Raw genomic sequence first — 13,827 nt, forward strand, 5'->3', positions numbered from 1 at the left:
AGACTCATGCAAAGGTCAGTCGAAGGAAGGGACAAGCGAAGGGGCCGATAAATCGGCCCCTTATGATGCCCGCTCTCGGTGCGAAAGCGGGTGAAATCAGGCGTTGGCCGACGCGTTCTGCAGGGCGGCAATGCGCTCTTCCAGCGGCGGGTGGCTCATGAAGAGGCGCTTGAAGCCGGTGGCCAGATGGCCGGAGATGCCGAACGCGGCGATGGTCTGCGGCAACGTGCTCTCGCCGTGCTGTACCTGCAGGCGCTGCAGCGCCGAGATCATGGCACCGCGACCGGCAAACTTGGCGCCGGCGGCATCGGCGCGGAATTCGCGCCAGCGCGAGAAGGCCGACACGATCATCGAGGCGAACAGGCCGAACACCAGCTGCAGCACCAGCACCGAGACGAAGTAGCCGATGCCGCCACCGCCGTCGCGGTCGCGACCGCCGGACAGCCAGCTGTCGACCAGGCGGCCGACCACGCGGGCCGCCACGATCACCAGCGTGTTCACCACGCCCTGGATCAGGGTCAGCGTGACCATGTCGCCGTTGGCGACGTGGCCGATCTCGTGGCCGAGCACGGCGGACACCTGCTCGCGATCCATCTGCTGCAGCAAGCCGGTGCTCACCGCGACCAGCGAGCTGTTCTTGGTCATGCCGGTGGCGAACGCGTTCATTTCCGGCGCGTCGTAGATCGCCACCTCGGGCATGCCGATGCCGGCGGCCTGGGCGTGGCGGCGCACGGTGTCCAGCAGCCAGCGCTCGGCTTCGTTTTGCGGCTGCTCGATCACGCGGGCGCCGGTGGACATCTTCGCCATCCACTTGGACATGGCCAGCGAGATGAAGGCGCCGCCCATGCCAAATACCGCGGCATAGAGCAGCAAGCCGCCCATGCCGCCGTAGCCTCGGGCGGCGGCCCACTGATCGATGCCGAACAGGCGGCAGACGATGCTCAGCAGGAACAGGACGGCGATATTGGTAAGCAGGAACAATGCGATGCGACGCATGGCTGTCTCTCGGGCAGTCATGAAAGGGGATACGGCTTGGCCGTGGTGGAAGGATCGTGGCGAAATCTTGCGGTTTCAAGGGCCATGAGCCGGGAATCTTCAGTGCAGCTGCCAAGGCTTCAACAACGCGTCAGCTACACATGACATAGGACCGCTCCTGCAAGGAGCCGCCCCACCCGTAAAATGGCCCGATGAACTACCGCGGACGATTCGCTCCCTCTCCGACCGGCCATCTCCATTTCGGTTCCCTCGTGGCCGCCGTGGGCAGCTGGTTGTGCGCCCGACACGCGGGGGGCGCCTGGCTGCTGCGCGTGGAAGACATCGATCCGCCGCGCGAGATGCCCGGCTCCGCGGAAAGCATCCTGGCCGCCCTGCCCGCCTTCGGCCTGGCGGCGGATCAGCCCGCACTGTTTCAGTCGCAGCGTCATGCAGCCTATGAGGCGGCCTTCGAGCAGCTCAAGGCCGCCGGGATGGTCTTTCCCTGCTGGTGCAGCCGCAACGACCTCGCCGGGGGACTGCATCTGGACGGACAATGCCTGGCAGCCCCTGCCGATGGACGCGAACCCGCCTGGCGCCTGCACGTGCCGGACATCGAGGTCGGCTTCGTGGATGCGCTGCAGGGCCCGCAGAACCAGAACCTGCGGCTGAGCGCCGGGGATTTCGTGATACGCCGGGTGGAGGGCTACTACGCCTATCAGCTTGCTTGCGTGGTGGACGATGCCTTCCAGGGCATCACCGAGGTGGTGCGGGGCAACGACCTGCTCGATTCCACGCCGCGCCAGATTTTTCTGCAGCGCTGCCTGAAGCTGCCCACGCCCGCCTATCTGCACCTGCCGCTGGCGCTCGATGGCGACGGCCGCAAGCTGTCCAAGTCCGAGCGCGCCCATCCGGTCGACCCCACCGATCCATTGCCTGCGCTCCGTCGCGCGCTGGATTTCCTCGATCTGCCGGTCTCTTCCACGGCGCGCGATCCGGCCGGCCTGCTGGCACATGCCCTCGACCATTTCACGCCGGACCGGCTGCCGCACTGCAGCGAACGCGCTGCAGCCTAAACGCGTTCAGCCGCCACCTACCGCATCGGGACCCAAGACGGCGTACCCTGCGTAGACGTTTTGCCATGTCGCGCGTGGTAGACATGGCAGCATCCCGGTTGCACGATCGGGGTTGATCGCACACTCGCATCTTTGGAGAACAGGCATGACGCAACGCACGGCATTGGTCACTGGCGGCACAGGTGGTATCGGTACGGCGATCATTCGCTATCTCGGGCGCCAGGGACATCGGGTCGCCACCAACTACCGCGACCAGGCCAAAGCGGAAGCGATGAAGGAAATGATGGCGAAGGAAGGCATCGAAGTCTTGCTGGTGCCGGGCGACGTGAAGGATCCCGATTCCTGCGAAGCGATGGTGCGCATCATCGAGAGCGCCATGGGCCCGGTGGAGATCCTGGTCAACAACGCCGGCATCACGCGCGACACCACCTTCCACAAGATGAGCTATCCCCAGTGGATGGAAGTGGTCAACACCAACCTCAATGCCTGCTTCAACGTCACCCGCCCGGTGATCGAAAGCATGCGGCACAACAAATGGGGCCGCATCGTGCAGATCAGCTCCATCAACGGCCAGAAGGGCCAGTACGGCCAGGCCAACTACGCCGCCGCCAAGGCCGGCATGCATGGCTTCACCATTTCGCTGGCGCAGGAAAACGCCAAGTTCGGCATCACGGTGAACACCGTCTCGCCGGGCTATGTAGGCACCGACATGGTGATGGCCGTGCCTGAAGAAGTCCGCGAGAAGATCGTCGCGCAGATCCCGGTGGGGCGTCTCGGCAAGCCCGAGGAAATCGCCCACGCCGTGGCTTTCCTCACCGGCGAAGAAGCGGCGTGGATCACGGGTGCCAACCTGTCGATCAATGGCGGGCATTACATGGGGTGGTGACGGCACCACAGGCAAGCCCATTGTAGGAGCGCACCCTGTGCGCAACCGGCCGGAGCGGATGCGCCGCGCTGGCCGGTTGCGCACAGGGTGCGCTCCTACAGAGGCTTAGCTTGCCAACAAGCGCTCCATCACTCTGCCCACCGCGGCAAACGCAAACGCTCCCGTGACATGCGTGGCGGCGCCCAGCCCACCGCCACACGCAAGATTCAACGCCTCCGTGCCATCCGCCACCGGTGGCCGCGTACCGCACACCGTGCCATCCGGCTGCGGGTACTGCACGTTCTGCAGCGAATACACCGCCGACACGCCGAAGTAGCGATCCGGATTCTTGGGGAAGTTGAAATCCTGCCGGAGCTTCTTGCGGATCAGACTGAACATCGCATCGTGCTCCGTGCGCGACAGGTCGCGCACGCGGATCTGCGTGGGATCCGTACGGCCACCCGCCGAGCCCACCGTCACCATCGGCAACTTGCGGCGCCGGCACCAGGCGATGGCCTCCAGCTTCACGCGGAACGCGTCGCAGGCATCGAGCACCACGTCGTAGCCGCGATCGAGCAATTCGTCCAGCGTGGATGTGGTGAGGAAGCGCTCGATGGCGTCGATCTTGATCGCCGGGTTGATCGCCCGCAGGCGCTCCTCGATCACTTTCACTTTCGACTTGCCGAACTGCCCGTCCAGCGCATGCAGCTGGCGATTGGTATTGGATACGCAGATCTCGTCGGCATCGATCAAGGTGAGACGGCCCACGCCCGTGCGCGCCAGCGCCTCGGCAGCCCACGAGCCGACGCCGCCGATGCCGATCACGCAGACGTGGCTGTGCATCAGCTTGTCCAGGCTGCCCACACCGTACAGGCGCTCAACCCCGGCAAAGCGTTCGCGCGGAAACGACGGGCCGGCCTCGTCGGCAGCCAGCGCGATTGGCGATTCCAGCGGAGTGGCGTTTTCGGTTTGCATCATCGAAGCCATGACAACATCTTGAAGAAAAGCCATTTTATCGGGAACTGTCCGCCGCTGCAGGCGGCGGCTATGCTGGGGGTTCCTATGCGTCTCCAGGGAGTTTCACCGCATGCGTTCCGCCCTCTTGATCGTGCTTGGCCTGGCCATCGGCATCGTCGGCACCGTGTTTGCCATGAACGCGCTGCATTCGCGCGAACCGTACTCGCACACCGTGATGACCATGATGTCGCATCATGCCGGCGCGCTCAGCGCAGCCGTGAAGGCACAGAAATGCGATGCGGTGCAATCGCAGCGGCACCTTTCGCGCCTGCTGGAAACCCAGGCCGACTTCGATGAGGCCTTTCCGGGCGTCGATCAGCCATTCAAGGACGAGGCGACCAAGCTGCGCGAGAAAACCCAGGCGGCGCTGCAGGCTGCACCGGGCGACTGCAAGGCACTGGCTGCGGCGATCAAGCCGATCGGCGAGACCTGCCAGTCGTGCCATCAGCAGTACCGCTGAGCAATCCTCCTGCAGGAGCGCACCCTGTGCGCAAAAAGCGGGCGGAGCAGTGACACCCAACTCTGCGGTCGCGCACAGGGTGCGCTCCTACAAAGGGCGCGTGTAGCACTCAGATCTTCACCTTGCCGCGCAGGATCTGCCAGTACATCACCCAGTCGCCCATCAGGCTGTACAGCGGGTGGGTGAACGTCGCGGGCCGGTTTTTCTCGAACACGTAGTGCCCGATCCAGGCAAAGCCATAACCGGCCACGGGCGCCAGCAGCAACCACCACGCATTGCCGCTGACGATGGCCAGCACGATCACCGCCAGCACCAGGGTGCTGCCGGCGAAGTGCATGCGCCGGCATTGCACGTTGCCGTGTTCGTTGAGGTAGAACGGATAGAACTCGCGGAAGCTGCGGTAGCCGGACATGCGCGTCACCCCGTTGGCCTGCCCTGAAGCCTAAATCGCCTTTCCGGCAGATGCAGCATGCAGCGCGTCATGCCGGCAGCGGGATGTACTCTTCCTCGTCGCCCACCACCTTGCCCATGCGCTGGGCGGCCCAGTCCGCCTTGGCCTGCTCGATGCGCTCGCGCGTGCTGGCCACGAAGTTCCACCACAGGTGTCGCTGGCCATCCAGCGGCGCACCGCCGAACAACATCACGCGGCTCTTGCTGCGCGCGCGCAGCGGCGGCGAGGTCGGACCGGTCTGCACCGCCGCGTGCATCGGCACCACGGTGACGCCATCCCACTCCACTTCGCCGTCCACCACGCAGACGCCGCGCTCCACGTGCTGGTCCGGCCAGGGCAACTCAGTGCCCTCTTCCAGCGTGGCATCGATGAAGAACATCGGCGCGAACACTTTCACCGGCGATTCCTTGCCGTAACCGGTGCCCGCGATCAACACCAGTTCCGCGCCGGGCAGCGACATGCGCGGCAATTCGTCGGCGCCGTGATGGTGGAATTCCGGCTCGACCTCCGCATCTTTCTGCGGCAGCGCCACCCACACCTGGATGCCGTGCGTGCGCAGGCCGCCGCCGCGCGCTTCCGGCGGCGTGCGCTCCGAGTGCACGATGCCGCGACCGGCCGTCATCCAGTTCACTTCGCCGGCACGGATATCGGCAATGCTGCCGAGGCTGTCGCGATGCCGGATCACGCCATCGAACAACCACGTCACCGTGGCCAGGCCGATGTGCGGATGCGGCCGCACATCGATGCCCTTGTCGTCGAGGAACGTCACCGGCCCCATGTAATCGAAGAACACGAACGGGCCCACATGGCGAGCCTGCAGCACCGGCAGCAGGCGTCGCACGTTGAAGCCATCGCCCAGGTCGTGCACGCGTCCATCGATCAGTGTCGGTTGCTGTTCCATCGTCTCTCCTTCAGTTACCAGGCGCGCTGGTATTGCTCGGGCGCAGGGATCGTAACGCCAAGCTCCTGCGCGGCGCGGCGTGGGAAATAGGGATCGCGCAGACTCTCGCGCGCGATCAGCACCAGGTCGGCCGCCCCCTCGTCGATGATGCGCGCCGCGTGTGTGGATTCGGTGATGAGACCCACCGCACCCGTGGCGACACCGGCGTCATGGCGCACGCGGGCGGCAAACGGCACCTGGTAGCCCGGTGCCAGCGGGATCTTTACATGCGGAACCAGTCCGCCGCTGGAGACATCGACCAGGTCGACGCCCATCGACTTCACTTCGCGGGCCAGTTGCACGGTCTGCTCGACATCCCAGCCGCCCTCGCTCCAGTCCGTGGCGGAAATGCGCAGCCAAAGCGGCAGGTGCTCGGGCCACACTTCGCGCACGGCAGCGATCACCTCGCGCACCAGTCGCGTGCGGTTCTCGAAACTGCCGCCGTACTGGTCGGTGCGCTGGTTGCTGAGCGGCGAAAGAAACTGATGCAGGAGGTAGCCGTGCGCGCCGTGCAGCTCGATCAGCTGGAAACCGGCGGCCAGCGCGCGCTCGGCGGCGGCGCGGAAATCCGCAATCACTTGCGCAATGCCGGCCGCGTCGAGCGCCTGCGGCACGTGCCAATGCGCATCGAACGGTACCGCCGACGGCGCCACGGTTTGCCAGGCGCCCGCGTCGGCCGCCAGCGGACCGCCGCCTTCCCACGGACGCATCGAACTGGCCTTGCGTCCCGCGTGGGCCAACTGCACGCCGGCCGCGGCACCGTGTGCCTTGATGAAGGCTACGATCGGCTGCCAGGCCTTCTGCTGCGCCTCGTTCCACAGCCCCACATCGGCTGCGGAAATGCGGCCTTCGGGCGAGATCGCGGTCGCTTCGGTGATCAGCAGTCCGGCACCGCCCACGGCGCGGCTGCCCAGATGGACGAAGTGCCAGTCATTGGGCACACCATCGGTGGCGGAGTATTCGCACATCGGTGCAACGACGATGCGGTTGCGCAGCGAAATGCTGCGCTGGGTAAACGGGGTGAAGAGTTTCATGGGCCTGCTCTGAAAAGCGTTCTGCCAGACATGCCGTCGCGTTGTCCCGGCTTCAAGTGCCCGAACCGCTAGTTTGTGCATGCAGCCACCGCGCGATGCGCATCGCGACGGCCTCGGGTGCTTTCATCCAGCCGAAGTGATCGGCCCGCTCGATGCCCAGCTGGCCAGCCGTCATCACCTGTTGCGTGTTCGGGCTGCGTGGCATCTTTCCGAGCAACCATGACAGCGACGTCTGCGGCGCGAGCCAGTCGTCGTGCATGCGCACGCCGATGATCGGCAACTCGAGCTGGCCCATCAGCGCCTCGAAATCGACAGCCATGCCGGCGGCGGCATAGCGGCCGGTACGCCCGGTGCGCGCCCAGTCGTCGATCAGCTGCCGTGCCTCGTTGCCGCCGAAGCCGATCCGCCGTCCCGGCAGATGGCCGACCAGGCGCGCCAGCCACGGTGCCGACGCATACGCCAACCACAGCAGGCGGCCCTGGGGGAACTGGCGCCAATAGGGCGAGCCGCTGGCCACGGCCAGCAGGCCCGCCACGTCGCGCGGATGCAGGCTGGCATAGAGGGCCGCCAGCTGGCCACCAAGGCTGTGACCGCCCAGCAGCAGGCGCCCTCGGGGCAGGCGGGCGCGCAGGGCCGCGATGCCGGCGGGTATGTCGTCTTCCAGCAATTGACGGTAGCCCCAGTCTTCATGGCGGTCGGCCCGCTTGTCGCTGGAACCGATGCCGCGCCATTCGTGGATGGCCACCGCGATCCCACGCTCCGCCAACGCCTGCGCCAGCGGCAGGTAGTGCTTGGCCGCCACGCCCAACGCCGGCAGCCAGTAAACCGCCTGCGTCGCCTCCGATGCGGGACGTTGCAGCAGCAATTCCGCTCGCGCTCCATCGGCCGCCAACACGGGAACCAGTTCGTGCGCGGGCAGCGCGGTGGCAGCGGAAAGGGAATCGGACATGCTCGGCACGCATCGTGGATAAGCGGAGCAGGCTACGCCAATTCGCGCGCGACTAAAAAGCCGGCCAAAGAAAAGGCCGGCATGCGCCGGCCTTTTCTTCATGCAGTAAATATCCAGATGAACTCAGGCGGGCGCCACTTCATCGGCTTGCAGACCCTTCTGCCCCTGCACCACCTTGAAGCTCACCTTTTGCCCCTCTTTCAGGCTGCGGAAACCCGAGCCGCTGATTGCCCGAAAATGCACAAACACATCCGGGCCGCTTTCACGGCTGATGAAACCAAAGCCCTTGGCGTCGTTGAACCATTTCACAGTGCCAACTTCACGATCCGACATGACTCACTCCGATCAACTCGATGCTGAGACAAGTCAGCCTCCCCTTTGGCCGACGGCTTACTGCGCATGCAGGGATCGGGTGTAGCGATGTGGACTCATCGAGAGTCGCGCATCGGGCACGCACGTGACCGAGCAACCACAGTGAATCCAGCATAACGGATTTCTTTAATGCAAGTGAATGGCTTTAATCACCGCTTTTGATTTTCACATTTCAACGACATTTGCGAATAAAACAAAAAGGCCAGGCATTGCTGCCTGGCCTTTTCTTGGCGTTTGGAACGCCTAATTACCGCGGGCTTACTTAATTACTGCGGGATCACTTCGTCGGCCTGCAGGCCCTTCTGACCCTGCACGACCTTGAAGGAGACCTTCTGGCCTTCCTGCAGGCTCTTGAAGCCGTTGCCCTGAATCGCGCGGAAATGCACGAAAACGTCCGGGCCGTTGTCACGGCTGATGAAGCCGAAGCCCTTGGCATCGTTGAACCACTTGACGGTACCAATCTGACGATCAGACATGTAAATCACTCCATAGGATTTGAACAGACTCAGCCCGCACGACATGTGCAGGCCGGCTTACTGGTGTGCAAGGAAACCCTAGGGGTGAGGCGATGAGGCTAGATCGAGATCAGCGGCATCGGGTCACAAAACTCTGGTGACCCCAGCAAACACAGTATGTGCATCATAGCCGCTCCCCGGTCGCAAAGCGACTAGGCCAGTAGGAATAAACCTGAATGGACTACCGTCAGCGCTTACTCAAAGACGTTTGATTTTCACGCCATCTTCGCATTTCATCTCGTCACTTGATGAGCACAAAACCCGTCTTGCTCAATCGTCGCCAGGAGAAGCTTTCATGATGTTCCGTCGCCACCACCGTCTTGCCCTCCTTGCCCTGGCCGCCGGTGGCGTCATCCTGGCGGGCTGCTCCAGCAAGCCCGAAACGCGACCGGTCACCACGGCGCATGGCAGCACCGCTACCACCACCCCATCGGGTTCGCGCGCTGCCAGCGCTGGCACGACCACGAGCAAACCCCGCACCGGCACGGTGACCACCTCCGGCGGCAGCCCGTTGCCCAATAGCACAGGCATTGCGGCCTGCGACGACTATCTGGCCAGTTACATGTCCTGCCATGCGGCCGCTGGCGTGTACCCGGCCGACCAGTTGCAGTCCCGCTATCAGGACATGCGCACCAGCCTGCTGCAGGATTCGGTCGATCCCAACAAGCGCCCCCTGATGGGTGCCCGCTGCACGGCGCTGGCCAAGCAGTTGCGCGAAACGCTGAAGGGCAAGTCCTGCGCACCCGTGAGCCCGGCGAGCAACGCCAGCGCGCATTGATCTTCAGCGCAGCAACGCACGCAGCGCTGCGGCCACCGACGCGGGCCGGCTGCGTGCGATTTTCACCTTGAGGGTTCCGTGCCATTGCGCCGTGGTGCGCAGCGCGCCAGCCACCTCTTCGAGCAGGCGAGGGGTGGGTTCCACCTCGGGTTCGAGGAACAGCGCCTTGACCTCGAACACGCCCTCGCGACGATGTGCCTTCGCATCCAGTCTTCCCACCAGCGCTCCACGATGGAGCACGGGCAACACGTAGTAGCCATAGCGCCGCTTGGGCGCCGGAACGTAGCACTCGATGGTGTATTCGAAACCGAACAGCGCTTCGGCGCGCGCACGATCCCATACCACCGGATCGAACGGCGACAGCAATGCGGTGTGCGTCGCGCGCAGCTGGCCTGACGATGCCTGCAGCAACAGCGCGGCGTGATCGCGGTGCACATAGGCGGGAACGGTCCAGCCGGCCACCTGCACCATCAGCAGTTCGCCGTCGGCCACCAGCGGCGCCAGTTCCTTGTCGGTGACGGCAGGTTTCAGGCGGTAGTAGTCGGCAATCCAGCGTGCCTGCGCGATGCCGAGTGCGCGCACGCTGTCCAGGATGAAGCGGCGACGCAACGCCTCGTGATCGAGTGCGAGCAAGCCGCGATCCATCGGTGGATCGAGTTTCTCGAGCACGCGTTCCGTCAGGTCGTACACGCGCTGGAAGCGCTCGCGCCGCGTCACCATCAATTCGCCGAGCGCGAACCACGCTTCCAGCCAGCGCTTTTCAGGCTTCCACGACCACCAGCCACCGCCGCCACGCGTTTCGCTTTCGAAATCCGCCGCGCGTGCCGCACCGTTGTCGCGAATACGCGCAAGCAAGCCATCCATGCCATCGCGATGTTCCCGGTGCATGCGATCGGCGTGCTTGGACGCCCAGTGCATCGAACGTTGCATGCGCCAGGCCTGATGCAATGCAAGATCCGTCGCCGGCACGAAGCACGCTTCGTGCGCCCAGCTTTCGGCGATGCGACCGGCCTCCAATGCTTCTTCCAGCCATTGCGGCTCGTAGTCGCCGAGGCGCGAGTGCAGCACCAGGTAAGGACTGCGCGCCACCACATGGATGCTGTCGATCTGCAACAGCCGCATGCGCGTCACCGCCGCCACCACGTCGGCGGGCTTTGCACGCGACTTCGGCTTGTTGAGCAGGCCTTGCGCCGCCAGGTGCAGACGCTGTGCCTGCACCAACTTCAACGCCGTGTGTGATGCGGATGAAGAAACCGACAACGGTAACGAGGGTTTCACGTGTTCACGATGCCTTTATTGAGGCGGCATTTAGCCGTGTTTTGTTAGTTTGGTGCACAGCGCGAAGGACATGCAGCGCGACACGCATTCCATCCCTGCCCCATCGCGCGCATCCGTTCACAAGCCACGCATTCTGGCATGGAGTCATGACGATGAAATCCCGCACACCCTTGATCGCTCTTGTTACCGCCGGCTCGATGATGCTGGCCGGTTCGGTGTTGGCGCAGGACCAGACCATGCCAACTCCACCGCCTCCGCCGCAACCGGTGCAAAGCATGCCGGCAACGCCGCCGCCTCCGCCGCCGCCCGGGCAGGACATGTCCGCGCGACCGACGCCTCCGGCACCGACCCAGGTCATGCCCGCCACGCAACCCACGCCGCCTCCGCCGCCGGGCGGCACTCAGGCGCAGACTGCCAGTGCGGGCCAGCAGGTCACTATCAATTCGAGCGTTCCGCCGGTCAATCCCGGTCCGGCGCCGAGTTTCGAGCAGCTCGCCAATGGCAAGAGCTATATTTCGGAGAACGACGCATCGGCCTATCCGTTGCTGGCCAACGACTGGGCTTATGTGGACAAAGGGCACGCCGGCCGCGTGACCAAGAAACAGTACGAAGCCTGGTTGAACCACAACCAGTAAGATGGGGTCTTCCGACGCGGGTCGCCGGCAATGGCGGCCCGCGTCGTCACATGCGATACAGCAAGGCGCTGGTATTTGATCGGTCCCCGGCGCTGCGTTGTGTTCGCACGCCCGCCCAGGATGACTCCCACGATGCGACGTACTTCCCTGGCAGCCCTTTCGATCACGCTTGGCCTGCCCACCTTCGCTGCGCATGCGCAGAACCCCAGTCCGATGGACATTCGCGCATGCACCGCGATCGAGACGGATGCGCAGCGCCTCGCCTGCTACGACCGGGCAACGGGACGCGACAATCTCCCCGCAGCGCAAAAGAAGAGCGATGCTGCTGCCCAGGCGCCTGTTCCGCCGTCGACGACACCTTCGGCCAATGCGTTCGGCCACGAAACGCCCAGGACGAGCACGCAGATCGCTGCCACCGAGAGCGCCGAGGCCACGCCGGAAGTAAAGCCGCTGTCGCTGCTCGACAGCCGCTGGGAGCTTTCGCCGGAGAGCAAGCTTGGCACCTTCAATCTGCGCGGCTACAAGCCCATCGTGGTGATGCCGTTCTTCGCCAGCAGCAACCAGAACCGCCAGCCCAACAGTCCCAATCCGCTCAATACGGTGACCTCGCCGGAGCAGCTGGACAACATCGAGAGCAAGTTCCAGCTGAGCCTGAAGACCAAACTCTGGCAGGGCGTGTTCGGCGACGAAGGCGATATATGGGCCGCGTTTACCCAGTCGTCCCGCTGGCAGGTCTACAACGAAAAGGAATCGCGCCCCTTCCGCGAAACCAACTACGAACCCGAAGTCATGCTGATGTTCAACACGAACTACCAGCTGGCCGGATGGAATGGACGCCTGCTCGGCATCGGCCTCGATCACGAATCCAACGGGCAATCCGATCCGCTGTCGCGCAGCTGGAACCGCGTGATGGGTTACATCGGTTTCGAGCGTCCGACCTGGACGGTGATGTTCCGCCCCTGGTGGCGCATTCCCGAGGGCGGCCCGGATGACAACAACCCGGACATCGACAATTACATGGGCCGGGCCGACATGCAGATCATCCACGAATGGAAGGGCCAGGAATTCGGCCTGATGCTGCGCCATTCCCTGCGTGCCGGCAGCGAGAGCCACGGCGCGGCGCAATTCACCTGGTCGTTCCCGGTGGCCGGCAACCTGCGCGGCTACATGGAATTGTTCAAGGGTTACGGCGAAAGCATGATCGACTACAACCACAACGCGACCTATCTCGGCATCGGCGTGTCGCTGCTCGACTGGTACTGATGCTTACCACCAGCTTGTCTTGGTGCCGGTGAGGATGCGCAGCATCTGTCCGCGCGCCAGCGGCAGGCGTCCCAACGGACCGAAGACACCATCGCGCACGGTGGCCAGCGCATCGCGGTTGGATTGGAACAGCGGCGTCAGCCATCGACTCAGGCGCTGATAGATGGCGACGTGCCGACGTCGCGCTTTTCGATACGCATGCAGTGCCGCGCCCAGCTCGTCGTGCGACGCCAGGGCGTCCGCCAGCGCCTGTGCATCGAGCAGCGCCATGTTCACGCCCTGCCCCAGCTGCGGACTCATGGCGTGCGCCGCATCGCCCACGAACACCGTCTGACCTTCGACGGTCGAGCGCAGCAACACGTCGCGATAGCGGGCACGATGCAGCTGGGTGGATGAGTGGATGCCGGAAAGACACGGCAAGGCCTCGGGCCACAGCTCGGCTACCCGCTGGCGAAGTCGCTCGAATGCAGCCTCATCGAACGCATCCACCTGCTCGCCGGGAAGACTGTAGAAGAACGTGAGCCAGCGCTGATCGGAATCGTCGCGGCGCCCGACCGGCATCAGGCCGATCATCTCCCGCGTTCCCGCATAACGCTGATGCAGCACCGTGCTGTGCGGCCAATCCGCTGCGGGCAGCAGGCACCACATGGCGCCCCAGGGATACAGCTGCTCGCTGCGCACCACGCTGGTGCGATGACGCAGGGCGGAATGCGCGCCGTCGGCGGCGATCACCAGGTCGAAGGGTCCGTGCTGTTGTCCGCTGGCGTCGATGAGGAACCTGCCATCGTCCGAGCGTCGCTCGATGCGCGTGCCGGTGACGATCGCGTCCCGATCCGCATAGGCGCGATGCAACAGCGAGAACAGCGCGCCACGCGTCATGCCCAGGCCGAAGCAGTCGGGGGCGTGATCGCGATAGTGCATGTCCATCACCATGCGGCCGGCGAGATTGCAACCGTAGAGTTGCTCGATGCGTTGGCCGCTCGCGAGCGCCTGGCCATGCAGGCCCAGCCGGGCCAGCACGGAAAGACCGGTGGGTTGCAGCAGGAACCCGGCGCCAACGGGACCGGGCGCAGCCGCCTGCTCGAATACGGTGAGGGAGTGCCCGGCCTCGGCCAACAACAGGCAGCTTGCCTGGCCGGCCACGCCGTAGCCCACGACGGCGATGCGCAACTTCCCTTGCATGACCACTCCTTGTCTGATCCGCAGTGTGCACGATCCATGC

Annotated in this window: 16 protein-coding genes; 6 read left to right on the top strand and 10 right to left on the bottom strand. The window is 64.6% G+C overall.

All coding sequences use genetic code 11. The features are described 5' to 3' along the window. Positions 1-96: 96 nt before the first annotated feature. Positions 97-996 (bottom strand): protease HtpX, encoded by a 900-nt coding sequence (gene htpX, locus ACN9MB_RS15900; protein ID WP_204634154.1) that lies wholly within the window; start codon positions 994-996, stop codon positions 97-99. 191 nt (positions 997-1,187) lie between these two features. On the opposite strand from htpX, the gene gluQRS reads away from it, so the two are divergent. Together gluQRS and phbB are read left to right on the top strand one after the other, a co-directional pair. Continuing rightward, positions 1,188-2,048 (top strand): tRNA glutamyl-Q(34) synthetase GluQRS, encoded by an 861-nt coding sequence (gene gluQRS / locus ACN9MB_RS15905; RefSeq protein ID WP_426269559.1) that lies wholly within the window; start codon positions 1,188-1,190, stop codon positions 2,046-2,048. 145 nt (positions 2,049-2,193) lie between these two features. Beyond that, positions 2,194-2,934, top strand: a complete 741-nt coding sequence (phbB, locus tag ACN9MB_RS15910; RefSeq protein ID WP_204634152.1) for an acetoacetyl-CoA reductase — start codon at positions 2,194-2,196, stop codon at positions 2,932-2,934. A gap of 105 nt (positions 2,935-3,039) precedes the next feature. Here the strand turns inward: phbB and ACN9MB_RS15915 are convergent, their stop codons facing one another. Then, entirely contained in the window at positions 3,040-3,888 is an 849-nt protein-coding gene (locus ACN9MB_RS15915; RefSeq protein ID WP_426271934.1) for a tRNA threonylcarbamoyladenosine dehydratase, read from the bottom strand. A gap of 112 nt (positions 3,889-4,000) precedes the next feature. On the opposite strand from ACN9MB_RS15915, the gene ACN9MB_RS15920 reads away from it, so the two are divergent. Beyond that, positions 4,001-4,390, top strand: a complete 390-nt coding sequence (locus ACN9MB_RS15920; protein ID WP_426269560.1) for a cytochrome c — start codon at positions 4,001-4,003, stop codon at positions 4,388-4,390. A 109-nt stretch (positions 4,391-4,499) separates the two neighbouring features. Here ACN9MB_RS15920 and ACN9MB_RS15925 read toward each other — a convergent pair whose 3' ends face one another. The 6 genes from ACN9MB_RS15925 to ACN9MB_RS15950 all read right to left on the bottom strand — a co-directional run bounded on the left by ACN9MB_RS15925 (position 4,500) and on the right by ACN9MB_RS15950 (position 8,612). Further along, positions 4,500-4,802 (bottom strand): Mpo1-like protein, encoded by a 303-nt coding sequence (locus ACN9MB_RS15925; RefSeq protein ID WP_426269561.1) that lies wholly within the window; start codon positions 4,800-4,802, stop codon positions 4,500-4,502. Positions 4,803-4,869: 67 nt separating this feature from the next. Further along, positions 4,870-5,742, bottom strand: coding sequence for a pirin family protein (locus tag ACN9MB_RS15930; protein WP_426269562.1), 873 nt, complete (start codon positions 5,740-5,742; stop codon positions 4,870-4,872). 14 nt (positions 5,743-5,756) lie between these two features. Further along, positions 5,757-6,815, bottom strand: coding sequence for an NADH:flavin oxidoreductase/NADH oxidase (locus ACN9MB_RS15935; RefSeq protein WP_426269563.1), 1,059 nt, complete (start codon positions 6,813-6,815; stop codon positions 5,757-5,759). 52 nt (positions 6,816-6,867) lie between these two features. Further along, positions 6,868-7,764, bottom strand: a complete 897-nt coding sequence (locus ACN9MB_RS15940) for an alpha/beta fold hydrolase (RefSeq protein ID WP_426269564.1) — start codon at positions 7,762-7,764, stop codon at positions 6,868-6,870. Between the two features lie 123 nt (positions 7,765-7,887). Continuing rightward, positions 7,888-8,097, bottom strand: a complete 210-nt coding sequence (locus ACN9MB_RS15945) for a cold-shock protein (RefSeq protein WP_019465668.1) — start codon at positions 8,095-8,097, stop codon at positions 7,888-7,890. Between the two features lie 305 nt (positions 8,098-8,402). After that, on the bottom strand, positions 8,403-8,612 hold the full coding sequence (locus ACN9MB_RS15950) for a cold-shock protein (RefSeq protein WP_038616297.1): 210 nt from the start codon (positions 8,610-8,612) through the stop codon (positions 8,403-8,405). A 334-nt stretch (positions 8,613-8,946) separates the two neighbouring features. Between ACN9MB_RS15950 and ACN9MB_RS15955 the strand changes: the two genes are divergently transcribed. Next, positions 8,947-9,429: a hypothetical protein gene (locus ACN9MB_RS15955; protein ID WP_426269565.1), complete on the top strand. Its 483-nt coding sequence runs from the start codon at positions 8,947-8,949 to the stop codon at positions 9,427-9,429. Between the two features lie 3 nt (positions 9,430-9,432). Here the strand turns inward: ACN9MB_RS15955 and ACN9MB_RS15960 are convergent, their stop codons facing one another. Beyond that, on the bottom strand, positions 9,433-10,707 hold the full coding sequence (locus tag ACN9MB_RS15960; protein ID WP_426269566.1) for a winged helix-turn-helix domain-containing protein: 1,275 nt from the start codon (positions 10,705-10,707) through the stop codon (positions 9,433-9,435). 152 nt (positions 10,708-10,859) lie between these two features. On the opposite strand from ACN9MB_RS15960, the gene ACN9MB_RS15965 reads away from it, so the two are divergent. Together ACN9MB_RS15965 and ACN9MB_RS15970 are read left to right on the top strand one after the other, a co-directional pair. Further along, positions 10,860-11,342, top strand: a complete 483-nt coding sequence (locus ACN9MB_RS15965; protein ID WP_426269567.1) for a hypothetical protein — start codon at positions 10,860-10,862, stop codon at positions 11,340-11,342. A gap of 132 nt (positions 11,343-11,474) precedes the next feature. Continuing rightward, complete coding sequence (locus ACN9MB_RS15970) at positions 11,475-12,605, top strand: phospholipase A (protein ID WP_426269568.1); 1,131 nt, start codon at positions 11,475-11,477, stop codon at positions 12,603-12,605. A gap of 3 nt (positions 12,606-12,608) precedes the next feature. Here the strand turns inward: ACN9MB_RS15970 and ACN9MB_RS15975 are convergent, their stop codons facing one another. Continuing rightward, positions 12,609-13,787, bottom strand: a complete 1,179-nt coding sequence (locus tag ACN9MB_RS15975; protein ID WP_426269569.1) for an FAD-dependent oxidoreductase — start codon at positions 13,785-13,787, stop codon at positions 12,609-12,611. Positions 13,788-13,827: the final 40 nt, after the last annotated feature.

Origin of the sequence: Dyella kyungheensis (assembly GCF_049913195.1) — a bacterium.
In the GTDB taxonomy this organism is placed as follows: Bacteria; Pseudomonadota; Gammaproteobacteria; order Xanthomonadales; family Rhodanobacteraceae; genus Dyella; species Dyella kyungheensis.